Here is a 23,514-nt window from a genome sequence, read left to right on the forward strand (position 1 = left end):
TCGCGCGCGGCCGCTCGGCGGCCGCGCTCCTCGGTTGTCGCGGGCACCGGGTGGTGCACCGCCCTGGCGTCCACGGGCGCCACACCACCCCGCGGAGGACTCCCACGGGGACCGAGGTGGCGACCGGCCCGCTGGTTCCAGCGAGCTCGAGGACGCGCGAAGTCGACCCGGCTCAGACGGGTCGCACCGACGAGCATACGCCCCGCGCGGGGACGGCTTCCCCAGCGGCCGGGACCGTCCACAGACCGCCGTCCACCGGCCCGCCCGCCCGGTCCCGGGCGGAGGCTGCCGGAGTGCGCCGCCTCGCTCCCCTGCTGCTCGCCGGGGCACTCCTGCTCGGCCCCGCGCCCGCCGTCGCCGAGCCCGCTCCGACACCGGTCACGGCGCTGTGGGTGCGGCCCGTCGACGGCGCGGCGACCCGGCCGTTCGACCCGCCGCCGGGCCGGTACGCCGCCGGTCACCGCGGCGTCGACCTCGCGGGTGCACCCGGCGCCGCCGTCCTGGCCGCCGGCGACGGCGTCGTGGCGTTCGCGGGGATGGTCGCCGGGCGGCCGGTGGTGAGCGTCGACCACCCCGGCGGTCTGCGGACGACCTACGAGCCGGTCGTGGCGGGCGTCGGCGCGGGGCAGGCGGTGACCCGGGGCTCCCCGCTGGGCACGCTGGCCGCGGGGCACGACGGTTGTCCGGCCGCTGCCTGCCTGCACTGGGGGCTGCGCCGCGGGGAGAGCTACCTGGACCCGATGGCGCTGCTGGAACCGCCGGAGGTGCGCCTGCTGCCGCTCGGGTGAGCGGCGGCGGTCACGGGCCCGGCTCCGCCGCGCCGCCCCGGTGCTCGTCGGGCGGGGGCGGGACGGCGCAGGCTGCGGTGCCGCCCGGAAGGCGCATGCGGTTGGCCGCGACGAGCCGGTACACGCCCGCGGCTGCCCAGGACAGCGGGGGCACGAGCAGGACGACCCCGAGGACCGCCCAGGGGCCGCCCGCCGCCCGCAGGGCCTCGGCCACGGCGCGGGCACCCCCGGCGACGCGGCCGGTCCGCGACACCCAGAGAACCTCGCGGCGCGCCCGCGCCGGGGTCACGCCGAGGGACGCCAGGTCGGCCGACTGCCACGGGGTCACCGCGGCGTCCGGCGGCAGGAGGCGGCGAGCCACCTCCGCGGCGCGGGTGCAGAAACCGCAGTCCCCGTCGTAGACGAGGACGGGCCGGCGCACCTGGGGCCCGGTCGCCGTCAGGCGATGTCGGCGAGCTTGGTCCGCAGGTGCAGCACCGCCTTGGTGTGCAACTGGCAGATGCGGCTCTCGGTGACGCCCAGCACGCGGCCGATGTCGGCCAGGGTCAGGCCCTCGAAGTAGTACAGGCTGACCACGACCTTCTCCCGCTCGGGCAGCTGCTCCACGGCGCGCGCGAGGAGCTGGCGGGCCTCGCCGTGCTCGGCCATGGCCTGCGGGTCCAGGGCGCTGGGGTCCTGCAGGGTGTCGACCAGGCGCGGCGCGCCGCCCTCGTCGTCGGAGAGCAGCTCGTCGAGGGCCACCACGTTGACCAGGGAGAGCTGGCCGAGGAACTTGCGGACCTCCTCGACGTCCATGTCCATCTCGGCGGCCACCTCCTCGTCGGTGGGGCTGCGCTGCAGGCGGCTCTCGAGCGTCGCGACGGTGCGCTCGAACTGGCGCGCCTTCATCCGCACCGACCGCGGGATCCAGTCGGTGCTGCGCAGCTCGTCGATGATCGCGCCGCGGATGCGCGCCATCGCGTAGCTCTCGAACTTCACCTCGCGGGAGGGCTGGTAGCGGGTGATCGCGTCGATCAGCCCGAAGGTGCCGTAGGAGACGAGGTCGGCCTGCTCGACGTGCGCGGGCAGGCCGCTGCCCACCCGGCCGGCGACGTACTTCACCAGCGGGGCGTAGTGCAGGATCAGCCGGTCCCGGAGGGCGGGGTCGCGATCGGCGACGTAGTTCGCCCAGAGCTCGGCCAGCGCGGCGTCGGCGTCGTCGTGGGCCCCGTCGAGCCGGTGGATGGTGGCCTCGGGCACTGTCTGCGCTCCCGATGGTCCGGAGGCCGGCCAGGGCCGCCTCGGGGTGGGCAGGGTGGGCGATTCGGTCGTGGGCACGACAACTGTGTCAGACACGTCGGGGCTCTCCTCAGGCGCGCGGGTGGGCCTGAGCGTGGACCGCCCGCAGCCGCTCGACGGTCACGTGGGTGTAGATCTGGGTGGTGGCCAGGCTGCCGTGGCCCAGCAGCTCCTGGACCGAGCGGAGGTCGGCGCCGCCCTCGAGCACGTGGGTGGCCGCGGAGTGGCGCAGGCCGTGCGGCCCGATGTCCGGGGCCCCGGGCGCGGCGGCCACCGCGGCGTGCACCGTGCGGCGCGCCTCGCGGGGGTCCAGCCGCCGTCCGCGCAGCCCGAGGAGCAGGGCGGGGCCGGAGTCGGCCGTCGCCAGGGCGGGACGGCCGCGGGTGAGCCAGGCGTCGAGAGCCCGCTCGGCGGGGGCGCCGTAGGGGACGCTGCGCTCCTTGCGCCCCTTGCCGAGCACCCGCAGGAGGCGGCGGCCGCGGTCGACGTCGTCCACGTCGAGCCCGACCAGCTCGCTGACCCGGATGCCGCTGGCGTAGAGCAGCTCGAGGACGACGGCGTCGCGCAGCCCGACCGGCTCCTCCGCCCCGGCCGCCGACTCCACCACGGCGCGCGCCTGGTCCGGGGCGAGCACGTCGGGGAGGACGCGGTGCGCCTTCGGGCTGACCAGCCGCTGGCCGACGTCCTCGGGGGTGAGGCCGGCCCGCCGCAGCCAGGCGGTGAACGACCGCGCCGCCGCGGCCCGCCGGGCGGTGGTGGCGCGCCCCGCGCCGCGGGTGCGCCCCTGGGCCAGCCAGCTGCGCAACGCGGCCAGGTCGAGGTCGTCGACCCGGGTGCCGCCGCGCCGGGTGAGGTGGTCGAGCAGCCAGACGGCGTCGCCCACGTAGCCGCGGACGGTGTGCTCGGACAGGTCCCGCTGGGTGCGCAGGTGGTCCTCGTACCCGGCCAGCGCCTCGGCCAGCTGCGGCGGCAGCGCAGCGCGCGCATCGGCGGTCCGGGCGGTCACCCCGGAACGGTCCGACGGCGCCCGCCGCCGGTCAAGCAGCCGCGCCGACCCCTGGACCCGCCAGTTCCGTTCCTCCCCGCTGGCACCGGGCTCCCCGCCCGTCCCGCCCCGCGCTCACCGGCCGGACCGGTCCGGCGCGGCGAGGCGCCACCCGGCAGCGGTCCGCTCCACGAGGTCGGCCAGCTCCAGCGCCGGGAGCACGCGCAGCACGTCGAGCACGTCGCAGCCGGCGGTCGCGGCCAGCCGCTCGGGGCTGACCCCGGAGCGCACCGGGCAGGCGTCGAGCACGCGGACAGCGACGTCCGACAGCCCGTCCCGCGGCTCGGTCGGCCGCACGGGCGGGTCGGCGAGGTCCTCCCCCACCCGACCGACCTCCTCCAGCACGTGCGCGGCGTTGGCCACCAGCACCGCACCGAGCTCCTCGTCGCGCAGCAGCTCGTGGCAGCCCACCGACATCGCGGTGGTGACCGGACCGGGCACCACCAGCACCCGCCGGCCGAGCCGGCCCGCCCGCCGCGCGGTGGCCTGCGCACCGGACCGGGCGGCGGCCTCCACCACGACGGTGCCGCGGGTCAGTGCGGCGATGAGCCGGTTGCGCACCAGGAACCGGTGCTTGTGCGGCGCGGCCCCGGGCGGCCACTCGCTGACCAGCAGCCCCTCCTCCGCGATCCGGTGGAACAGCGCCCCGTGCGCCGCCGGGTAGACCCGGTCGACCCCGCAGGCCAGGACGGCGACGGTCGGCGCCTCGGCGGCGAGTGCGCCACGGTGGGCGGCCGCGTCGATGCCGAAGGCACCGCCGGAGACGACCGTCCAGCCCCGCTCCCCCAACCGGTGCCCGAACTCTCCCGCCACGTGCTCGCCGTAGGCGGTCGACGCCCGGGCACCGACGATCGCGACGGATCGGTCGACCAGGTCGTCGAGCCGACCCGGGCCGCGGACCCAGAGGGCCACCGGCGGCACCGGCGCCGTCGTGCGGGGCGACTGCTGGCGGGGGTCGTCGGGCTCCTCGCTGGTCGCGAGGGTGAGCGAGTGCAGGAGCAGGCCGGGCCACTCGTCGTCCTCGGGGACCACCAGCCGGGCGCCGCATCGCTCGGCTCGGGCAAGGTCGGCCAGGGACGCGTCCTGATCGACCCGCGCGCCCGCGAGAGCGCGGACGGCGTCGGGTGCGCGGCCGCTCCGCAGCCGCCGCACCGCCTCCACGGGACCGAGGTCGTCGACGAAGCGCCAGAACGGGATGCTCCCCGGCTCCGCCGCCCGGCTCAGCCACGCCCGGGCCCGGCGCACCGACGGCGGGACAGCCCCGTCGAGGCCGGCGGGCGAGGCCAGTCCCTCCTCCATGTCCTCGTCGAGGCTCGGCACGGCGGTCATGCCGCCACCCGCTGCAGCCGCAGGCCGAGCGCTTCCGCGACGTCGTCGGGCGCGGGCACCGTCCGCCCGGCGAGGTCGGCGAGGGTCCAGGCGACCCGCAGCACGCGGTCGTAGCCGCGCACGGACAGCGCACCCCGCTCCAGCGCCCGCTCCGCGAGCCGCAGCGCCGGCCGGGGCGGGGACCACCGTTCCCGCAGCATCCGGCCGGGCACCTGGCTGTTGAGCCCGAGCCCCGTGCCGGCGAGCCGCTCGGCGGCCGTGCTGCGCGCCGCCAGCACCCGCGCGGCCACGACCGCGGTCGACTCCGGGGCGCTGCCGGCCTCCAGCCAGGCCGCCCGGGTGACGGCGGGGAGGTCGACGCGCAGGTCGATGCGGTCCAGGAGCGGCCCGGACAGCCGCGACTGGTAGCGCCGCCGCTCCAGCGGGCTGCAGGTGCAGGCGGCCTCCCCCGCGGCACTGGCGCAGGGGCAGGGGTTCGCGGCGAGCACGAGCTGCGCCCGGCACGGGAAGGTGGCCGCTCCGCTGGCCCGCGAGATCGTCACCTGCCCGCGCTCCAACGGCTGGCGCAGGGTGTCCAGCACCGCACGCGGGAACTCCGGGGCCTCGTCGAGGAAGAGCACGCCGCGGTGCGCCCGGCAGAGCGCTCCCGGGCGGATCAGCCCGGACCCGCCGCCGACCAGTGCCGCCATCGTCGCGGAGTGGTGCGGCGCCTCGAACGTCGGGCGGGTCACCAGCGGCGCGCCGGGCGGCAGGGTGCCCGCCACCGAGTGGATGGCGGTGACCTCGAGCGCCGCCTGCTCGTCGAGCGGCGGGAGCAGGCCGGGCAACCGCTCGGCGAGCATCGTCTTGCCGGCGCCCGGCGGCCCGGTCAGGAAGAGGTGGTGGCCACCCGCGGCCGCCACCTCGACCGCGCGGCGCCCGATGGCCTGGCCGACGACGTCCCCCAGGTCCGGGCCCGGGGGTGGCGGCGGCAGCGGGCCGCGGCTGTGGCGAGGCAACGACGTGCGACCCCGCAGGTGATCGACGAGATCGGTGAGCGTGCCGGCGGCCAGCACCTCGACGCTGTCGACCAGGGCCGCCTCCTCGGCGTTCCCGGCGGGGACGACGACCGTGCCGTGCCCCGCCCGGGCCGCGGCCAGCACGGCGGGCAGCACCCCGCGGACGGCGCGGACGGAGCCGTCCAGGCCCAGCTCGCCGACCAGCACCAGCCGGCCCACCGACTCCGCCGGGACCGCCCCGTCCGCGGCGAGCACCGCGGCGGCCAGCGCCAGGTCGAAGCCGCTCCCCTGCTTGGGCATCGACGCCGGCGACAGGCCGATCGTGATCCGGCGCAGCGGCCAGCGACCGCCGGCGTTCACCACGGCCGCGCGGACCCGGTCCACCGACTGCCGCACGACCGCGTCCGGCAGGCCGACGAGCACCACCTGCGGGACCCCGGCCGACATGTCCACCTCGACGTCGACCATGGCACCGTGCACCCCGGCGAGCCCGACCGACCAGGTGCGTGCGAGCGTCACGAGAACGCCGCCCTCAGGTGGGTGACCAGCGCCGGCCGCGCCGGCCGGACCAGCACCCCGACCACGTCGAACCGCAGTTCGGGTGCGTGTTCGTCGTGGGCGGCCAGCCACCGCTGGGCCAGCGTCCGCAGTCGGCGCTGCTTGCGCGGGTCGACCGCTTCCACGGGGTGGCCGAAGCCCACGGCACGGCGGGTCTTCACCTCGCAGAAGACCAACGCCTCGCCCTCGCGGGCGACGATGTCGAGCTCACCGTCGCGGCAGCGCCAGTTCCGGTCGAGGACCCGCAGGCCCCTGTCGATGAGGTAGGCGGCGGCGATGCGCTCGCCCTGGATGCCGAGGTCCGATCTCGTTGCCACCCGCCGACCGTCGGTCGCCCAGGAGCCCGGCGCCATGCCCGGCGGCGGTCTGTGGACGGACGGGGGGCCTGTGGACGGTCAGGACGTCCACGACGGCGCGTCGGGGCAGCCTGGGCGCCGTGGCGCGGGAGTCAGGTCAGCCGAGGGCCGTCGGGCAGCTCGAGGTCGGGCTTGTCCAGCTCCTCGACGTTGACGTCCTTGAAGGTCAGCACCCGCACGTTGCGCACGAACCGCGCCGGCCGGTACATGTCCCACACCCAGGCGTCGGAGAGCTTGAGCTCGAAGTACACCTCACCCCCGGCCTCGCGGACCTGCAGGTCGACGGCGTTGGCCAGGTAGAAGCGCCGCTCGGTCTCCACCACGTAGGTGAACTGCCGGACGATGTCCCGGTACTCGCGATAGAGCTGCAGCTCCATCTCGGTCTCGTACTTCTCCAGGTCCTCGGTGCTCATCGCGACTCTCCGGACACAGGGCGCATGGCCCCATCATCGACCATCGCGGCGGAGCCGGTCAGCTGGAGTACCCGCTCGGCGTGTGCATCGCGTGCGCGGGCGACGTTGACGAACCGCATCCGATGCTCAGGGCAGGGGCCGTGACGGTCCAGCGCGGCGCTGTGCGCGTCGGTGATGTAGCCCTTGTGGACGGCGAAGTCGTACTCCGGCCACCGCTCGTGCAGGTCGAGCATGATCCGGTCGCGGGTGACCTTGGCCAGCACCGACGCGGCGGCGACGCACGCCGCCACCCGGTCGCCCTTCCACACCGCCAGCGTGGGCCGGGCCAGGCCGGACACGGGGAACCCGTCGGTGAGGACGTAGTCCGCGCCCGGGTCGAGGGTCCACACCGCCCGGCGCAGCGCCTCGATGTTGGTCACGTGCATGCCGCGGGCATCGAGGTCGGCCACCGGGATGACCACGACCGACCAGGCGACGGCGCGGTCGACGATCTCGGCGTAGACCCGCTCCCGCGCGGCCGCGGTGAGCAGCTTGGAGTCGGCCAGCCCGGGGACCCGGCCCCGGCGACCGGCGGGGAGCACGCAGGCCGCGGCGACGAGGGGCCCGGCGCAGGCGCCCCGGCCGGCCTCGTCGGCGCCGGCGATCGCGTCGAAGCCGCGGCGGCGCAGGGATCGCTCCATGTCCCACAGGGCGTCGGGCCGGTCCTCGCCGGGCCGCACCCGCCGGGCACGGGGGCCCGGTTGGACGGCGGAGGGGGTGGTACGGGGAGGCATCGCGGTCCGACAGTACGACGCGACGGTGACCGGACGGCGCACTCCCGGCGGGTCCGGTCGACGGGCCGCATCGGTGCGGAGGGCCCGAGACGCCAGGGGCCGGTCCCCGGGGTCAGAGGGGACCGGCCCATGGGACCGGCGGGCCGGCGGCGGCCCGATCGGCGAGCCGACGAGCGGCTCAGGTGGGCCGACGGGCGGCCCGGGGGCGAGCCGACGAGCGGCTCAGGCGGGCCGACGAGCGGCCCGGTGGCGCCCGGCGGACCGCCGAGGAGGCGGACGGTCCGTACGGGCGCCCCGGGGGTCCGGCGACGGCGGCGAGTCCACCGGCACCCCGGAGTACGGGGGTCAGACCTCGGCGGGAGCGAGGCTGTGGGCGCCGCAGGTGCACCCGCCGTTGCGCGAGGAGAGCACCAGGGAGACCGCGTGGGCCCGGTCGCGGGCGCCCAGCTTGCGCAGGATCGCCTTCACGTGGGACTTGACGGTGTCCTCGCTGATGAACAGGTTGCGGCCGATCTGCCGGTTGGACTGGCCCTGGATCAGCTCGTCGAGGACGTCGGACTCGCGCCGGGTCAGCGGCACCTCGGGGGCCAGCGGCTTGGCGGCCGAGGTGGCCGACGGCTCGACGCGGCGGATCTGCGGGTCGACCACGGTCCGGCCGGCGCGGGCGGCCAGGATCGCCCACCCGAGCAGCGTCGGCGACGTGTTGATCATGAGGTAGCCGCGGACGCCGGCGGCCAGCGCCTCGTTGACCACGGCCGGGTCCTCGGAGGTGCCCAGGGCGACGATCGTCACCCGGGGGTACCGGCGGCGCAGGTCGCGGCAGGCGTTCAGCGTGGCGGCGCGGCCGGGGCCCAGCTCGACGACGACGGCGTCCGGGCGGGCGGTCTCGACCAGGGTCAGTGCCCGGCGCAGCTCGCCGGGGGTCCCGACCGACTGCATGCCGGCAGTCTCGTTGATCATGCTCACCAGACCCCGCCGCAGGACGGGGGCATCGGCGAGGATCAGCACGCGGGTGACGCCGCGGGCGGCGCTCGCCAGGGTTGCAGACACAGCAGACTCCGTTTCACGCATTCGGTGGCTTACACCATCTCCATCGGACGAGTGAGAGAGCTGCTTGAACGTTTTCTCGGAAATCATCCGAAGAATTTCCCAGCACTCCGGACGCCATTGCCGAGTCACACGGAGAACAGCGAAAAGGCGACCGAACCATTCGTGTCGACATGGCGACGTCCATTCCGGGAAAGTCCCCGGACACGACGAGACCCGCGCACGCCGGGAGGCGTGGCGCGGGTCTCGTCGAGGGATGGCGGATCAGCGCCGCCGACGGGCCGGAGCCCTGCGTCGTCGTCGCCAGGCGGTCAGCGGGACCGCGCCCACCAGGCCCAGGGCGTAGGGAGCGGCCACGGCCGCGGCACCGGACGTCGGTTCCCCGGCGGCCTCCACGCCCTGGATGTCGGGCGAGTCCAGCAGGTCGAAGCGGTCCAGCGGCCAGACGATGAGCGCGGCCTTGCCGATGACGTCGCTCACCGCGATGGTCCCGGAGTACTGGTCGCCCACGTGGGAGCGCGAGTCCGCCGACGCCGAGCGGTGGTCACCCATCACCCAGAGCCGGCCCTCAGGGACCATGACCGGGGCGAACGCCCGAGACTCCAGCGGGGTGTTCTCGTAGATGTAGGGCTCGTCGAGCGGCTCGCCGTCCACCGTGACCCGGCCCTGCGCGTCGCAGCAGGCCACGGTCTGGCCCGCGGTGGCGATCACCCGCTTGACGAAGTCGTCCTCGCTGGGCGGGGCGACACCGACCGCACGCCCCAGCCACAGCAGCGCCCCGGTGAACCAGTTGCTCGGCTCGGCGACGTCCACCTCGGGCGACCACGTGTCCGGCCCTCGGAAGACGACGATGTCGCCGGGCTCGGGCTCGCCGAACCAGTACGGCACCTTGTTGACCAGGACGCGGTCGCCGGTGCACCCCGGACATCCGTGCAGCGTCTGCTCCATCGAGCCGGACGGGATGAAGAACGCCTGCACGAGGAAGGTCTTCACCAGCAGGGCGAGCACGAAGGCGACGACCAGCAACACGGGGAGCTCGCGCAGCAGCGAGCCCTTCTTCCGCTCCTCTGCGCGCTCGCGGCGGCGCCGCCGGCGGGCGGCGGACCGGGTCTCGCGGGGTGGGATGTCACCGGTGGAGGTGGCCGGTCGTGGCTCCTCGCCCTCCGGAACGACGTCGGCGGGCCACCCGGGCCGGTCACTGCTCATCAGGAGCCAGCGTACGGCCGCGGGAGACCCGCCGACGTCAGGCCGGTCGCCCGGCCGGTGGAGCGTGTCAGCGCGAGACGGTCTCGCGCTTCTCCTTGATCTTGGCGGCCTTGCCGCGCAGCTCGCGGAGGTAGTACAGCTTGGCGCGACGCACGTCACCGCGGGTCACGACCTCGATCTTCTCCACGACGGGGGTGTGCACCGGGAAGGTGCGCTCCACGCCCACGCCGAAGCTGACCTTGCGGACGGTGAAGGTCTCGCGGATGCCCCCGCCCTGACGGCGGATGACCACACCCTGGAAGACCTGGATGCGGGAGCGGTTGCCCTCGATGACGCGCACGTGCACCTTGACGGTGTCGCCCGGGCGGAACTCGGGGATGTCGGCGCGCAGCGAATCGGCGTCGAGTACGTCCAGGGTGTTCATCGCGGCAGTCCTGTCCTAGCGGTTGCGTCTTCTGCGGTGCGGACAGCGAGCGGCCCCGGCTGTCCGATCCGGGGAGCTGCACTCCGGGAGGAGCTCGACGTCGAGGGGCCGACGGTCCGCAGCAGCTCTCTACTGTGCCACATCTTCAGGCGACGAAGCGCGGCGGCCCCGTCCAGGGCCCCTCCAGCAACTGCGGCAGCAGGGTGGCCAGCTCCCGGGGCGCGAACTCCACGGCCTCCGCGGCGACCTCCGCGGCGCTCCACCAGCGGTGCGGCTCCTGCCCGAGGAGCTCCAGCTCGGTGCGCCCGCGCGGGTCCACCTCGTGGACGACGTCGCGCAGCACGAAGAAGGTCTCCCGGGAGTCGATCGGGACCCCGGCGAACGGGCCGACGTGTCGCCGGAACCACACCGGGCCCTCCAGCGCGGCGGGCTCGACGAGCAGGCCGATCTCCTCGGCCAGCTCCCGGACGGCGGCCTCCCGCACGCTCTCACCGGGGTCCACTCCCCCGCCCGGCGTGTACCAGAACAGCACCTCGCCGGGCGGCACCGCGGGATCGGTCAGCCGCGCACCCAGCAGCAGCACCCGCCCGGCGGGGTCCAGCACGACCACGCGCGCGGTCGGGCGCACCCAGGCGCGCTCAGGCATCGTCGAGGACGGCCCGGTCGGCGGGCGTCAGCGCGTCCTCCGGGAGCGCGGCCAGCAGGTCGGGCCGGCGGGCCGCCGTCCGGCGCAGCGACTCCGCCCGCCGCCACCGGGCGATGGCGGCGTGGTCACCGGAGAGCAGCACCGGCGGGACGTCGTGACCGCGCCACGACGCCGGCCGGGTGTAGGAGGGGCCCTCGAGCAGGCCGTCGGCGTGCGAGTCGAACTCGACCGACTCGCGGTTGCCCACCACGCCGGGCAGCAGCCGGGTGACCGCCTCGACCATGACCAGCACCGCGGACTCCCCGCCGGCGAGCACGTAGTCGCCGAGGGAGACCTCGGACACCGGCCCGGCGTCGGCGGCCCAGTCGGCGACCCGCTGGTCGATGCCCTCGTAGCGGCCGCAGGCGAAGACCAGGCCCGGCTCCCGCGACCACTCCGCCGCCATCGCCTGGGTGAACGGGCGCCCGGCGGGGGTGGGCACCACCAGCCGGGTGCCCGGCGGGCGGACGGCGTCCAGCGCGCGGCCCCACGGCTCCGGGCGCATGACCATGCCCGGTCCACCGCCGTAGGGGGCGTCGTCGACGGTGCGGTGGACGTCGTCGGTCCACTGCCGCAGGTCGTGCACGCCGATGTCGACCAGGCCCCGCTCGACCGCCTTGCCCAGCAGCGACTGGCGCAGCGGAGCCAGGTACTCGGGGAAGATCGTGACGACGTCGATCCGGAAGGTCACAGGTCCAGCAGCCCCTCGGGCGGGTCGACGACGACGAAGCCGCCCGCCACGTCGACGGTCGGCACGATCGCCGCCACGAAGGGGACGAGCAGCTCCCCGCCCTCCTCCCGGCGGACGACGAGCAGGTCGGCGCCCTCGTGGCGGACGGCGGTCACCGCGCCCAGCACGGTCTGGTCGGGCAGGCGGGCGGTGAGGCCGACCAGCTGGTGGTCGTAGAAGACGTCGGGGTCGTCGAGCTGCGGCAGGTCGGCGACGGCGACGTGCAGCTCGGTGTTGCGCAGCTCCTCGGCCGCCTCGCGGCTGTCGACGACCTGGCCGCCCGGGCCCTCGACGGACAGCAGGAGGACGTCGCGGTGCCAGCGGCGTCCGGCGACGGTGAGCGGCCCGCGCCCGGCGGGCTCGGTGAGCAGGACGGTGCCGGGGGTGAACCGGAGGTCGGGGTCGTCGGTGCGGACCTCGACGGTCACCTCACCACGGACACCGTGGGGCCGGCCGATGCGGCCGACCACCACGGTGTCGGTGGGTTCGTCGGAGGCGGTGCTCAACGAGGGGAGGGCTCAGCGCCCGTCGGTGTCGACGACGTCGACCCGCAGGCCCCGGCCGCCGACGCCGGTCATCACGGTGCGCAGCGCCTTGGCGGTGCGCCCGCCGCGGCCGATGACCTTGCCGAGGTCGTCGGGGTGCACCCGGACCTCCAGGGTCTTGCCGCGCCGGCTGCTGAGCAGGTCGACCGTGACGTCCTCGGGGTGGTCGACGATGCCCTTGACCAGGTGCTCGAGCGCCTCTTCGAGCACGTCTTACTCGGCGGGCGTCTCGGCGGCGGCGTCCCCGGTGGAGGAGGCCGCGGCGGCGTCGTCGGCCTTGGGGGCGGCCTTCTTCTTCGGGGTGGTGGCGCCGGCGGCCGGCTCCTCGGCACCCGCGTTGCGGACGGCCTCCTCGTAGAGGGCCTTCTTGTCCGGCTTCGGGGCGGCGACCTTCATGGGCGGCGGGGCCGGCTCGCCCTTGAACTTCTGCCAGTCACCGGTCACCCGGAAGATGGCGGCGACGGCCTCGGTCGGCTGCGCGCCGACACCCAGCCAGTACTGCGCCCGCTCGGAGTCGACCTCGATGAAGGACGGGTCCTCCTTCGGGTGGTACTTGCCGATCGTCTCGATCGAGCGGCCGTCCCGCTTGGTGCGGGCGTCGGCGACGACGATCCGGTAGTACGGGGCGCGCATCTTGCCCAGGCGCATGAGCTTGATCTTGGTGGCCACGGTGGCTCGTGTTCTCCTCGAACGCTTTCGTCGGTTGCTCGCCGGACGGACGCGTGGGGTACGCCGGGGCGGAGCCAGGGACACGGCCGGCAACGGTGAGAGGGCCGCCCACCGCCGTGTTCGACCGACCATCATGCCAGATCCCGCAGGATGACCCCATGCCGAGGCGAGGTCTGCTGCACCACGTCGAGCTGTGGGTCCCCGACCTGGCCCGCGCCGAGCGCTCGTGGGGGTGGCTGCTGACCGCGCTCGGCGCGCAGCCGTACCAGTCCTGGGCCCACGGCCGGTCGTGGCGGGCCGACGGGGTCTACGTCGTCGTCGAGCAGTCCCCGGCCCTGACCGGCGTCGTCCACGAGCGGCGCGCCCCCGGCCTGAACCACCTCGCGTTCTGGGCCGGGACGGCCGCCGAGCTCGACGCACTCGTCGCCGAGGCGCCGTCCCACGGCTGGCGGCTGCTGTTCCCCGACCGGCACCCGTTCGCCGGCGGCCCGGAGCACCGGGCCGCCTACCTCGAGGACGCCGACGGCTACGAGGTCGAACTGGTCGCTGGGTCAGCGACGTCCTGACCGATCCTCCTAGCTGCGGACGGCGGCCAGCACGCGGGCCGCGGTCTCGGCGACCGGCACCTGCTCGCGCTCACCGGTCGCGCGGTCGCGCAGCTCGAGGACGCCGTCGGCCAGCCCGCGGCCCACCGTGACGATGGTCGGCATCCCGAGCAGCTCGGCGTCCTTGAACTTCACCCCCGGCGACACCTTCGGCCGGTCGTCGTAGAGGACCGTCAGCCCGGCGGCGACCAGCTCCTGGGCGAGGGACTCGGCGGTCTCGAAGACGGCGGCGTCCTTGCCGGTGGCGACCACGTGCACGTCGGCCGGCGCGATCTCGCGCGGCCAGACCAGGCCCAGCTCGTCGTGGGTGGACTCGGCGATCGCGGCCACGGCGCGGGAGACGCCGACGCCGTAGGAGCCCATGGTCACCGTGACCAGCTTGCCGTTCTCGTCGAGCACCTTGAGGTCGAGCGCCTCGGCGTACTTGCGGCCGAGCTGGAAGATGTGGCCGATCTCCACGCCGCGGGCCAGTTCCAGCGGGCCGGAACCGTCCGGGGCGAGGTCGCCGGGCAGCACCTCGGCGGCCTCGACGACGCCGTCCCAGCCGAAGTCCCGGCCGGCGACGAGGTCGAACACGTGCTTGCCGGTCTCGTTGGCCCCGGTGATCCAGCGGCTGCCGGGCACGATCCGCGGGTCGACGAGGTAGCGGATCCCCGACGGGCTGTCGGCGCCCAGCACCTGCGGGCCGATGTAGCCCTTGACCAGCTGCGGGTGCTTGGCGAAGTCCTCGAACGGCGCGATCTCGGCCGGGGCGACCTGGGCCTCGAGGCGCTTGAGGTCGACCTCCCGGTCGCCGGGGATGCCGACGACCAGCGGCTCGCGCGTCCCGTCGGGGTGGACCAGCGTGACGACGACGTTCTTCAGGGTCGACGCGGCGGTGTACCCGGCGTCCGGGAACATCTCCTGCGAGACCGCGACGAGGGTCTCGATGGTGGGGGTGTCGGGGGTGTCCTCGACGTGCGCCTCGGGCAGGCCCTCCAGCGGGATGTCGTCGGGGACGACGGTGGTGACCGCCTCCACGTTGGCCGCGTAGCCGCCGGCCGAGCGGACGAAGGTGTCCTCGCCGATCTCGGTGGGGTGCAGGAACTCCTCGCTCTTCGACCCGCCCATCGCCCCGGACATCGCCGAGACGATCACGTACTCCAGCCCGAGCCGGTGGAAGATCCGGATGTAGGCGTCGCGGTGGGCGGCGTAGCTCTTGTCCAGGCCCGCATCGTCGACGTCGAAGGAGTAGCTGTCCTTCATCGTGAACTCGCGGCCGCGCAGCAGGCCGGCCCGGGGCCGCGCCTCGTCCCGGTACTTGGTCTGGATCTGGTACAGCGACAGCGGGAGGTCCTTGTACGACGAGTACAGGTCCTTCACCAGGAGCGTGAACATCTCCTCGTGCGTGGGGCCGAGCAGGTGGTCCACGCCGCGGCGGTCCTTGAGTCGGAAGAGGTTGTCGCCGTACTCGGTCCAGCGGCCGGTGGCCTCGTAGGGCTCGCGGGGCAGCAGCGCCGGGAAGTGCACCTCCTGGGCGCCCATCCGGTCCATCTCCTCGCGGATGACCCGCTCGACGTTGCGGAAGACCCGGTAGCCCAGCGGCAGCCAGGTGAACCCGCCCGGCGCCGCTCGCCGGATGTAGCCGGCCCGGACCAGCAGGCGGTGGCTCGGGACCTCGGCGTCGGCCGGGTCGTCGCGCAGGGTGCGCAGGAACAGGGTGGACATCCGCAACAGCACGGAGCGCATTGTCGCCCTCCGGGCTCCACCCGCGGCCAAGTGCCCCCCGGCGCAGTGCTGAGCCCCATCTCCCCGTCCCTGCTCGGGAGGGCCTCCGGCCCCCCGCGACGGGTCCACCGCGAGCGCCTGCCCGCGCGCTCTCCGCCGCGCCTCGCCATCGGCGGGCGCGCCGATCACTCAGTCGTCGTCGCCGCGGCCTCGGCCGCGACCGCCGTCGTCGTCCGCACCGGAGTCGTCGCCCCGGCCCGCGGAGTCGTCGACCGATGCGCTCGACGGCGCGCTCGACGACGCGGGGCTCGAGGTGCGGGACGAGTCCTCGGGCTCGTTCGCGTCGGCCCGGACGCCCTCGTCGGAGAAGACGGGGCTGCCGCCGGCGCAGGAGACGTGCACCTCGACCTTCTGCGTCGCGCTCTCGAACTCCACCTCGCCGCCGGAGTCCTGGTCGTCGAGCCACCACCCGGCGGCCGGTGCGGCGGCCACGTCCAGGACGTCGCCGTCGCACGAGGCGTAGACCGTCCCCCCGACCGTGGCGTACTCCCCCGAGGGCGCCGCCGGCGGCTCGGGGGTCGGTGCCGCCGGGTCGCCCTGGGCCGACGAGGACGGCGCCGACGTCGTGACCGCGGCCGGCCGGGTGGCGGGTGCGGCGCCCGCGTCGACGAAGGACACGGCGAGGAAGCCGAGCCCGACGGCCGCGGCCGCCGAGGCGGTCCAGAGGGCTCCGAGTGCGACGGTTCGCTTCATGCGGCACACCCTGTCGCCGCCTCGGTCAAGGCCACGTTAAGACGGTGCCAAGGGAAGGCACGGGAGCACACCCCTCTCCTGGGGGACGCCCGCGCAGGCCCCGGCGGCGCTAGCGTCCGGCCGTGGCCCAGCTCCTGGTGGTGGAGGACGACGAGCGCATCCGCACCGCGCTGATCCGCGCGCTGCGGGAGCGCGGGCACGCCGTGAGCTCGGCCGGCACCGCCCTGACCGGCCTCCGGTCGGCCGTGGAGGGCCGCCCCGACCTCGTCGTCCTCGACCTCGGGCTGCCCGACCTCGACGGCGGTGAGCTGCTGCGCATGCTGCGCGCCGTCTCCGCCGTCCCGGTGATCGTCGCGACGGCGCGGGACGACGACGGCAGCGTCGTGGCCGCCCTGGACGCCGGCGCCGACGACTACGTGGTCAAGCCGTTCTCCGCGGGGCAGCTGGAGGCCCGCATCCGGGCGGTGCTGCGCCGGGCCGCCGGCGCCGAGGGCGGACCGGCCCCGGTGACCGTCGGCGACCTCACCGTCGACCCGCGCTCGCGGCGGGTCACGCACGCCGGGGAGCAGGTGGAGCTCTCGCCGAAGGAGTTCGACCTGCTCGCCTACCTCGCGGCGCGGGCCGGCACCGTGGTGCCCAAGCGGGAGCTGCTCACCGAGGTCTGGCAGCAGCCCTACGGCGGCTCGGACAAGACCGTCGACGTGCACCTGTCCTGGCTGCGCCGCAAGCTCGGCGAGTCCGCGGCCGAGCCACGGCTGCTGCAGACCGTCCGCGGGGTGGGTGTCCGGCTGGCCGAGCCGGGCTCGTGAGGCGGCAGATCACGCTGCTGGTGGCGGCGACCACGTCGGTCGTGCTGCTGGCCTTCCTCCTGCCCGCGGCGGCGCTGGTGGCGCGGGTCGCGGAGGGCCGGGCGCTGGACGCCGCCCGCGTCCAGCTGCAGCTGCTCATCCCCGTCGTCGGGCTCGACGAGCGCGCGGAGGTGGCCGCCGGCCTGCCGGTCTCCGACGGCGGGACGGTCGCGGTGCGCTGGATCGACGACACCTGGCTCGGCGAGGTCGGCGTCCTGGGCGCGGACCCCGCGCCGTCGAGCGCCGAGGTGCGCGAGGGCGAGGACGGCACCCGCCTGGTCCAGCCGGTGCGCCGCGACGACGGGACGGCGGTGGTCGAGGTCTTCGTCCCGGCCGCGGAGCTGCACGCGGGGGTCACCCGCACCTGGCTGGTGCTCGCCGGGCTGGGCGTCGTCCTGCTGCTGCTGGCGCTGCTGGTCGCCGACCGGCTGGCGCGCTCGCTGACCCGCCCGGTCACCGACCTCGCGACGACCGCGCACCGGCTGGGCAGCGGCGACCTGGCCGCGCGGGTGACGCCGGCCGGGCCGGACGAGGTCCGCGAGGTGGGCACCGCGATGAACCGGCTGGCCGACCGGATCGGTGAGCTGCTCGCCGCCGAACGGGAGGCCGCGGCCGACCTCGCGCACCGGCTGCGCACCCCGCTGACCGCTCTGCGGCTGGACGTCGAGGCCCTGCCGCCGGCCGACCGCGAGCGGCTGCTCGGCGACGTCGACGCGGTCAGCCGCGGCGTCGACGAGGTGATCAGCGAGGCGCGGCGGACCGTCCGCGAGGGCCTGGGGGCCGGGTGCGACGCCGCGGCCGTCGTCGGCGAGCGGGTCCGCTTCTGGTCGGTGCTGGCGGACGAGGAGCGGCGGGCCGTGGACGTCGACCTCGCCGCGGGGCCGCTGCCGGTGCGGGTGGCCGCCGCCGACCTGGGCGCGGCCGTCGACGCGCTGCTGGGCAACGTCTTCGCCCACACGCCCGAGGGCGCCGGGTTCCGGGTCGCCGTCCGACCGCGGGCCGACGGTGGCGCGGAGGTCACCGTGGCCGACGCCGGGCCGGGGCTGCCGCCGTCCGCCGTCGACCGCGGGACCAGCGGGGGCGGCTCGACCGGCCTCGGGCTGGACATCGCCCGCCGCACCGCGGAGGGCTCCGGGGGTGCGCTGCGGGTGTCCTCCTCTCCCGCGGGCGCGGAGGTCACCCTCGAGCTGGGCCCGCCGGCCGGTCAGTAGACGCGGCCGCGCAGGACGGTGAGCCGGGGCCGGGCCAGGGTGTCGAGGTCCGCGCGCGGGTCGCCGTCGTAGACGACGAGGTCGGCCGGTGCGCCCTCCTCGATGCACGGCAGGCCCAGCCAGTCCCGGGCTGCCCACGACGCCGCGCTCAGCGCCGCCTCGGCCGGCAGCCCGGCCGCGGCCAGGGCGCGCACCTCGTCGGCGATGCGGCCGTGGTCGATGCCGCCGCCGGCGTCGGTGCCGGCGAACACCGGCACGCCGGCCTCGTACGCCGCGCGGACCACCGCCCCCGACGTCGCGTACAGCCGCCGCATCGTGCTGGCGTAGGCGGGGAACTTCGCCTCCCCCGCAGCCGCGAAGGACGGGAAGTTCTCCACGTTGACCAGCGTCGGGACGACGGCCGTGCCGCGCGCGGCCATCTCGCCGACCAGCTCCTCGGTGAGTCCGGTGCCGTGCTCGATGCAGTCGATGCCCGCGCCGATGAGGTCGGGCAGCGCGTCGGTGCCGAAGGTGTGCGCGGTCACCCGCGCCCCCTCCTCGTGCGCGGCCGTGATCGCCGCGCGCAGGGTCTCGGCCGGCCACTCGGGGGCCAGGTCGCCGGCACCGCGGTCGATCCAGTCGCCGACGAGCTTCACCCAGCCGTCGCCGCGGCGGGCCTGCACCCGCACCCCGGCCACGAGGTCGTCCGGCGCGAGCTCGACCGCCAGCCCGGGGATGTAGCGGCGCGGCGCGGCCAGGTGCCGGCCGGCCCGGATGATCCGCGGGAGGTCCGGCTCGTCGTCCAGCGCGCGGGTGTCGACCGGCGAGCCGCAGTCGCGCAGGGCCAGCACCCCGGCGTCCCGCTCGGCGACCGCCTGCTGGCGGAGCCCGGCGAGGTCCTCGACGTGCACGCCGCCGCGGCCGATGCCCACGTGGCAGTGCGCGTCGACCAGCCCCGGCAGCAGCCAGCCGCCGCGGCTGACGGTCTCCGCGCCGGGGACCGGGTCGAAGGTCAGCCGCCCGTCCCGGACCCACAGGTCGCGGTGCTCGGCCTCGGGCAGCAGGACGCCGGCGAGGTGCAGGGCCGGAGCGGTCACCGCCGGGCGGGAGCCGACGTCACGGCCGGTCGTCCTTGAACTGGTCGAAGTTCAGCTTGGTGAGGTCGGGCAGGCCCTGCCCGGGCGGCAGCGACGGCATCCCCCCGGGCATCCCACCCGGCATCCCACCCGGGAGCCCGCCGGGGAAGCCGGCGCCGGGCGGCAGGCCCGGAGCGCCCATCGGCCGGCGGGCGGGGCCGCCCTTGCCCTTCCCCTTGCCCTTCTTGCCCTTCTTGGACTGGGCCTGCATCTGCCGGCCGCGGGCCTTCTTCGACATCGGGCCCATGCCGGGCAGCCCCATGCTCCCGGCCATCTGACCCATCATCTTCTGGGCCTGCGCGAAGCGCTCCAGCAGCTGGTTGACCTCGGTGACGGTGACACCGGAGCCGTTGGCGATGCGCACCCGGCGCGACGCGTTGATGATCTTGGAGTTGACCCGCTCCTCGGGGGTCATCGACCGGATGATCGCCGCGGTGCGGTCCAGGTCGCGGTCGTCGACCTGCTTGAGCTGCTCCTTCATCGCCCCCGCCCCGGGCAGCATGCCCAGCAGGTTGGCGATCGGCCCCATCTTGCGGATGGCCATCATCTGCTCGAGGAAGTCCTCGAGGGTGAAGCCCTCCCGCGAGGCGAGCTTGCCGGCCATCTTCTCGGCCTGCTCGGCGTCGAAGGCCTGCTCGGCCTGCTCGATGAGGGTGAGCACGTCGCCCATGCCGAGGATGCGCGAGGCCATCCGCTCGGGGTGGAAGACGTCGAAGTCGGTGAGCTTCTCGCCGGTGGAGGCGAACATGATCGGCTGGCCGGTCACGTACCGGACCGAGAGCGCCGCACCACCGCGGGCGTCACCGTCGAGCTTGGTGAGGACGACGCCGGAGAACCCGACCCCGTCGCGGAAGGCCTCCGCGGTGGTGACGGCGTCCTGGCCGATCATCGCGTCGACCACGAACAGCGTCTCGTCCGGCTGCACGGCGTCGCGGATGCCGGCGGCCTGGGCCATCAGCTCGGCGTCGATGCCCAGCCGGCCGGCGGTGTCGACCACCACGACGTCGTGCATGGTGCGGCGGGCGTGCTCGATGGAGTCGGCGGCGACGCGGATCGGGTCGCCGATGCCGTTGCCCGGCTCGGGCGCGAAGACGTCGACCCCGGCCTGGCCGGCGACGATCGACAGCTGGTTGACCGCGTTGGGCCGCTGGAGGTCGGCGGCGACCAGCAGCGGGGTGTGGCCCTGGGCCTTGAGCCAGCGGCCGAGCTTGCCGGCCAGGGTCGTCTTACCCGACCCCTGCAGACCGGCCAGCATGATGACCGTCGGCGACTGCTTGGCGTACCGCAGCCGGCGGGTCTCCCCGCCGAGGATCTCGATGAGCTCCTCGTTGACGATCTTGATGACCTGCTGGGCGGGGTTCAGCGCCTGGGAGACGTCGGCGCCGCGCGCCCGGTCCTTGACCGCGGTGATGAAGGCCCGCACCACCGGCAGCGCGACGTCGGCCTCCAGCAGCGCGATGCGGATCTCGCGCGCGGTGGCGTCGATGTCGGCGTCGGTGAGCCGGCCCTTGCCGCGCAGGCCGCTGAACACCTTGTCGAGGCGGTCGGAGAGGGTCTCGAACACAGCACGTCCTCAGCAGTTCTCGCGGGCGCGGCCGGCCGGTCGGACCGACCGGCTGCTCGGCTGCCGGCACCCGGGGACCCGGGGCCGTCGCGCCACCTCCCGACCAGCCTAACGAGCACCGCGGAACTCAGGCCCCCTGCAGGGTCCCGTCGCGAGCCTGCGAGCGGCGGGAGGGCCTCCTTCAGGCGGCGCGGCGCGCGACGACCGCCACGACGGCGACCGAGGCGGCGGAGAACACCGCCGTCCCGCAGTCGGCGCAGGCCCACTCGGGGCACTCGCCGCCGTCGGCGGTGTGCCCGTCGACGCAGGGCGGCTGCACGAACTCCCGGTCGTCCGCGCAGGCCGGGCAGTGCCACACGCGCCCCTCGGCCGCCGCGATCTCGAAGGACCGGTGGTGCATGCGGGTTCCCTCCCCCGGACGACGGGACCGTTCCGTCCCACTCGCCTGCGAGGCTGACACGGGGGTCCGACAGTTCCGGGGACCTCAGCCCGGCGTGTCCCCCGGCGCGGTCACCGGATCAGGCACCGCGCCGCGCACCGCGGCCGCCAGCGCGGAGTCCACCCGGGCCCGCTGCTCGCCGCCGATCGGCTCGCCCGACGGGTTGCACACGTAGAAGTGGTCGGCGGCGTCGGCGCCGAGGGTCTCGATCCGCGCCGACGTCACGTCGAGGCCCTCGGCGGCGATCGCGGCGGTGAGGCGGTACAGCAGGCCCGCCCGGTCCCCCGCCCGCACCTCGACGATCCCGGTGGCGTCGCCGGTCACCTCGCCGTTGTGCCACGCGATCCGCGGCGGCGCGGTCCGGGCGGCGTCCTGCCGGTAGTCGGCCTCGCGCTGCCGCAGCCGGTCGGCCAGCGGCAGGGTGCCCTCCAGGGCCGCCCGCACGGCGTCGGCCAGGATCGCCGGCACCGGCACCCGGCCGAACCGCGGCCGGACGGCGAAGACCGCGGTGGCCCGCCCCTCGACCACGTTGACCTTCGCAGCCCGGACGTCGAGCTGGTTGAGGGCCAGCACCCCGGCCAGGTTGCTGAACAGGCCGTGCCGGTCCGGCGCGGTAAAGGTGACCTGCTGGCCGTCGGCGACGTCCTCCACCCCGACGCTCACGCCGTGCGTCCCCTCGGAGCTGACCTGGGGCTCGACGGCCTGCAGCACCGGCTCCGGTTCGCGAACCGGGGCCCCGCCGAGGTGGGCCTGCACGCGGGCGACGAGGGCGGCGACCAGGTGCGCCTTCCACGGGCTCCACGCGGAGCTGCTGGTGGCCGCGCCGTCGGCCTGGGCCAGGGCGTGCAGCAGCTGCAGCAGCGCGGGGTCGTGCCCGATGGTCGCCGCGACCCGCGCGACAGTGGCGGGGTCGTCGATGTCCCTGCGGGTGGCGGTGTCGGGCAGCAGCAGGTGGTGGCGCACCATCGCCGCCAGGGTGGCGACGTCGGTCTCGGAGAAGCCCATCCGCGTGGCGATCTGCGCCGCGACCGGCTCCCCGACGACGCTGTGGTCCCCGGGCCAGCCCTTGCCGATGTCGTGCAGCAGCGCGCCGACCAGCAGCAGGTCGGGCCGGTCGACGTCGTGGGTCAGCTCCGCCGCCGCGGCGGCGGCCTCCACCAGGTGGCGGTCCACCGTGAACCGGTGCCAGGGGTGCCGCTGCGGCAGCGAGCGCACCCGGTCCCACTCGGGCAGCAGCCGGGCCAGCAGCCCCTCCTGGTCGAGCTGCTCGAGCACCGCGACCGCGGACCGGCCGCTGGCCAGCAGCCGGAGGAACGACCAGCGCACCTCGGCCGGCCACGGCTCCGGCACCGGCGGCGAGTGCACCGCGAGCACCTTGAGCGTGTACGGCGACAGCAGCAGGTCGGCCCGGGCGGCGGCCGCCGCGCCGCGGAGCACCAGGCCGGGGTCGGCGGCGGGGCGGGCGTCGCGGGCGAGCACGACCTCGTCGCCCTGGCGGACCACCCCCTCGGCCAGCGGCTCGCGGCGCACCCGGCGGTAGCGGCCGCGGGGACGGCGGACGAGGGCCGCCTCCACCCGCCGCCAGGTCTCGTCGGCGACGAAGGCCAGCCGGCGCCCGGCCAGGCTCACCTCGCGCAGCAGCGCGTCCTCGTCGGGCAGCCCGAGCGCCACCGCGACCGGCCGCTGCTCCTGGCGGACCAGCACGTCGGTGGGCCGGCCGGACCGCCGGCGCAGCTCGTCGCGGACGTCGAGCAGGAACGCGTAGGCCTGCTCGGCCTCGGCCGTCGGCTCGTCGGCCAGCTGGGCGGCGGCCGCCGCGCGCAGCACCTGCCCCTCCCGCAGCCCGCCGTAGGCCTCCTTGAGGTCCGGCTCGAGCAGGAAGGCCAGCTCGCCGACCTGCCGGGCGCGGCCGCGCCGCAGGTCGCGCAGCTGCGGCAGCAGCCGGGACGCCGACTGGCGCCAGCTGGCCAGGGTCGCCGTCCGCAGCGCCGCGGCGAGGCCGGCGTCCCCCGCCACCAGCCGGACGTCGAGCAGCCCGAGGCCGGCCTTGACGTCGGTGGAGGCCACCCCGACGGCCTCCGAGACGGTCCGCACCGAGTGGTCCAGGCGCAGGCCGGCGTCCCAGATCGGGTACCAGACGGCGTCGGCGAGGGCGGCGATCTCCGGCCGCCCGTCGTGCACCAGCACGAGGTCGAGGTCCGCGTGCGGCGGGGGCTCCCGGCGGCCCAGGCTGCCGACGGCGAGGAGGGCCACGCCGTCGGTCCCGGTCCGCGGCTGTTCCGTCCCTCGCCCACCCGAGCCACGGCCCCGGCGGGGCGGCGGGGTCCCCGCCGCGGCCTCGTCGAGCAGACCGGTGAGCCAGTCGTCGAGGACCTGCACCCGCTCCGCCCGCGACAGTGCGGGCAGCGACCCGGTGTCCAGCACGTCT

26 protein-coding genes are annotated in these 23,514 nt (G+C 75.8%); 4 read left to right on the forward strand and 22 right to left on the reverse strand.

Translation table 11 applies throughout. The features are described from left to right. Positions 1–293 precede the first annotated feature (293 nt). A complete protein-coding gene (locus ACI79D_RS06995; RefSeq protein WP_456917608.1) occupies positions 294–788 on the forward strand; it encodes a murein hydrolase activator EnvC family protein in 495 nt (164 codons plus the stop codon). Between the two features lie 10 nt (positions 789–798). On the opposite strand, the gene ACI79D_RS07000 is transcribed toward ACI79D_RS06995, so the two are convergent. The 16 genes from ACI79D_RS07000 to rpsP form a co-directional block, all read right to left on the reverse strand. After that, on the reverse strand, positions 799–1,209 hold the full coding sequence (locus ACI79D_RS07000; protein ID WP_456917609.1) for a thiol-disulfide oxidoreductase DCC family protein: 411 nt from the start codon (positions 1,207–1,209) through the stop codon (positions 799–801). A gap of 17 nt (positions 1,210–1,226) precedes the next feature. Next, positions 1,227–2,027: an RNA polymerase sigma factor WhiG gene (gene whiG / locus ACI79D_RS07005; RefSeq protein ID WP_456917610.1), complete on the reverse strand. Its 801-nt coding sequence runs from the start codon at positions 2,025–2,027 to the stop codon at positions 1,227–1,229. A gap of 109 nt (positions 2,028–2,136) precedes the next feature. Beyond that, positions 2,137–3,072, reverse strand: coding sequence for a tyrosine recombinase XerC (locus ACI79D_RS07010; protein ID WP_456917611.1), 936 nt, complete (start codon positions 3,070–3,072; stop codon positions 2,137–2,139). 114 nt (positions 3,073–3,186) lie between these two features. Beyond that, positions 3,187–4,440 (reverse strand): DNA-processing protein DprA, encoded by a 1,254-nt coding sequence (gene dprA / locus ACI79D_RS07015; RefSeq protein WP_456917612.1) that lies wholly within the window; start codon positions 4,438–4,440, stop codon positions 3,187–3,189. Beyond that, positions 4,437–5,957, reverse strand: coding sequence for a YifB family Mg chelatase-like AAA ATPase (locus ACI79D_RS07020; RefSeq protein WP_456917613.1), 1,521 nt, complete (start codon positions 5,955–5,957; stop codon positions 4,437–4,439). Before ACI79D_RS07020 ends, dprA begins: the two co-directional genes overlap by 4 nt. Further along, a complete protein-coding gene (locus ACI79D_RS07025; RefSeq protein ID WP_456917614.1) occupies positions 5,954–6,313 on the reverse strand; it encodes a YraN family protein in 360 nt (119 codons plus the stop codon). Before ACI79D_RS07025 ends, ACI79D_RS07020 begins: the two co-directional genes overlap by 4 nt. 131 nt (positions 6,314–6,444) lie before the next feature. Then, the gene (locus ACI79D_RS07030) at positions 6,445–6,765 is read right to left on the reverse strand and encodes a DUF2469 domain-containing protein (protein WP_456917615.1); all 321 of its coding nucleotides are present in this window, start codon (positions 6,763–6,765) and stop codon (positions 6,445–6,447) included. Next, on the reverse strand, positions 6,762–7,445 hold the full coding sequence (locus ACI79D_RS07035; RefSeq protein WP_456917616.1) for a ribonuclease HII: 684 nt from the start codon (positions 7,443–7,445) through the stop codon (positions 6,762–6,764). Before ACI79D_RS07035 ends, ACI79D_RS07030 begins: the two co-directional genes overlap by 4 nt. A gap of 438 nt (positions 7,446–7,883) precedes the next feature. Continuing rightward, a complete protein-coding gene (locus ACI79D_RS07040) occupies positions 7,884–8,588 on the reverse strand; it encodes a LuxR C-terminal-related transcriptional regulator (protein WP_456917617.1) in 705 nt (234 codons plus the stop codon). A 261-nt stretch (positions 8,589–8,849) separates the two neighbouring features. Beyond that, the gene (gene lepB / locus ACI79D_RS07045) at positions 8,850–9,791 is read right to left on the reverse strand and encodes a signal peptidase I (RefSeq protein WP_456917618.1); all 942 of its coding nucleotides are present in this window, start codon (positions 9,789–9,791) and stop codon (positions 8,850–8,852) included. A 67-nt stretch (positions 9,792–9,858) separates the two neighbouring features. Further along, positions 9,859–10,215: a 50S ribosomal protein L19 gene (gene rplS / locus ACI79D_RS07050; protein WP_436691790.1), complete on the reverse strand. Its 357-nt coding sequence runs from the start codon at positions 10,213–10,215 to the stop codon at positions 9,859–9,861. A gap of 145 nt (positions 10,216–10,360) precedes the next feature. Beyond that, on the reverse strand, positions 10,361–10,861 hold the full coding sequence (locus tag ACI79D_RS07055) for an NUDIX hydrolase (protein WP_456917619.1): 501 nt from the start codon (positions 10,859–10,861) through the stop codon (positions 10,361–10,363). Further along, the gene (gene trmD / locus ACI79D_RS07060; protein WP_456917620.1) at positions 10,854–11,591 is read right to left on the reverse strand and encodes a tRNA (guanosine(37)-N1)-methyltransferase TrmD; all 738 of its coding nucleotides are present in this window, start codon (positions 11,589–11,591) and stop codon (positions 10,854–10,856) included. Before trmD ends, ACI79D_RS07055 begins: the two co-directional genes overlap by 8 nt. Next, on the reverse strand, positions 11,588–12,136 hold the full coding sequence (rimM, locus tag ACI79D_RS07065; protein WP_456917621.1) for a ribosome maturation factor RimM: 549 nt from the start codon (positions 12,134–12,136) through the stop codon (positions 11,588–11,590). Before rimM ends, trmD begins: the two co-directional genes overlap by 4 nt. Positions 12,137–12,148: 12 nt before the next feature. Further along, the gene (locus ACI79D_RS07070; protein WP_456910496.1) at positions 12,149–12,385 is read right to left on the reverse strand and encodes an RNA-binding protein; all 237 of its coding nucleotides are present in this window, start codon (positions 12,383–12,385) and stop codon (positions 12,149–12,151) included. Positions 12,386–12,388: 3 nt separating this feature from the next. Then, positions 12,389–12,844, reverse strand: a complete 456-nt coding sequence (rpsP, locus tag ACI79D_RS07075) for a 30S ribosomal protein S16 (protein ID WP_456917622.1) — start codon at positions 12,842–12,844, stop codon at positions 12,389–12,391. Between the two features lie 158 nt (positions 12,845–13,002). Between rpsP and ACI79D_RS07080 the strand changes: the two genes are divergently transcribed. Continuing rightward, the gene (locus tag ACI79D_RS07080; RefSeq protein ID WP_456917623.1) at positions 13,003–13,410 is read left to right on the forward strand and encodes a VOC family protein; all 408 of its coding nucleotides are present in this window, start codon (positions 13,003–13,005) and stop codon (positions 13,408–13,410) included. A gap of 9 nt (positions 13,411–13,419) precedes the next feature. Here the strand turns inward: ACI79D_RS07080 and ACI79D_RS07085 are convergent, their stop codons facing one another. Continuing rightward, positions 13,420–15,177, reverse strand: a complete 1,758-nt coding sequence (locus ACI79D_RS07085; RefSeq protein WP_456917624.1) for a proline--tRNA ligase — start codon at positions 15,175–15,177, stop codon at positions 13,420–13,422. A 168-nt stretch (positions 15,178–15,345) separates the two neighbouring features. Then, complete coding sequence (locus ACI79D_RS07090; protein WP_456917625.1) at positions 15,346–15,909, reverse strand: hypothetical protein; 564 nt, start codon at positions 15,907–15,909, stop codon at positions 15,346–15,348. A 122-nt stretch (positions 15,910–16,031) separates the two neighbouring features. Here ACI79D_RS07090 and ACI79D_RS07095 point away from each other — a divergent pair, with 122 nt between their 5' ends. Both ACI79D_RS07095 and ACI79D_RS07100 read left to right on the forward strand, forming a co-directional pair. Further along, the gene (locus tag ACI79D_RS07095; protein ID WP_456917626.1) at positions 16,032–16,718 is read left to right on the forward strand and encodes a response regulator transcription factor; all 687 of its coding nucleotides are present in this window, start codon (positions 16,032–16,034) and stop codon (positions 16,716–16,718) included. Then, a complete protein-coding gene (locus ACI79D_RS07100) occupies positions 16,715–17,968 on the forward strand; it encodes a HAMP domain-containing sensor histidine kinase (RefSeq protein WP_456917627.1) in 1,254 nt (417 codons plus the stop codon). The genes ACI79D_RS07095 and ACI79D_RS07100 overlap by 4 nt, the downstream gene beginning before the upstream one ends. Here ACI79D_RS07100 and ACI79D_RS07105 read toward each other — a convergent pair. From ACI79D_RS07105 to ACI79D_RS07120, 4 genes are all read right to left on the reverse strand, one after another. After that, positions 17,962–19,044 carry an amidohydrolase family protein gene (locus tag ACI79D_RS07105; protein WP_456917628.1) on the reverse strand — a complete coding sequence of 361 codons (1,083 nt, stop codon included), beginning with the start codon at positions 19,042–19,044 and terminating at the stop codon, positions 17,962–17,964. The genes ACI79D_RS07100 and ACI79D_RS07105 overlap by 7 nt on opposite strands. Before the next feature lie 19 nt (positions 19,045–19,063). Next, positions 19,064–20,647 carry a signal recognition particle protein gene (gene ffh, locus ACI79D_RS07110; RefSeq protein ID WP_456917629.1) on the reverse strand — a complete coding sequence of 528 codons (1,584 nt, stop codon included), beginning with the start codon at positions 20,645–20,647 and terminating at the stop codon, positions 19,064–19,066. Positions 20,648–20,828: 181 nt separating this feature from the next. Then, positions 20,829–21,047 carry a hypothetical protein gene (locus ACI79D_RS07115; RefSeq protein ID WP_456917630.1) on the reverse strand — a complete coding sequence of 73 codons (219 nt, stop codon included), beginning with the start codon at positions 21,045–21,047 and terminating at the stop codon, positions 20,829–20,831. Between the two features lie 84 nt (positions 21,048–21,131). Continuing rightward, positions 21,132–23,510 carry a [protein-PII] uridylyltransferase gene (locus tag ACI79D_RS07120; RefSeq protein ID WP_456917631.1) on the reverse strand — a complete coding sequence of 793 codons (2,379 nt, stop codon included), beginning with the start codon at positions 23,508–23,510 and terminating at the stop codon, positions 21,132–21,134. Positions 23,511–23,514: the final 4 nt, after the last annotated feature.

This window comes from Geodermatophilus sp. SYSU D00708 (assembly GCF_054050115.1).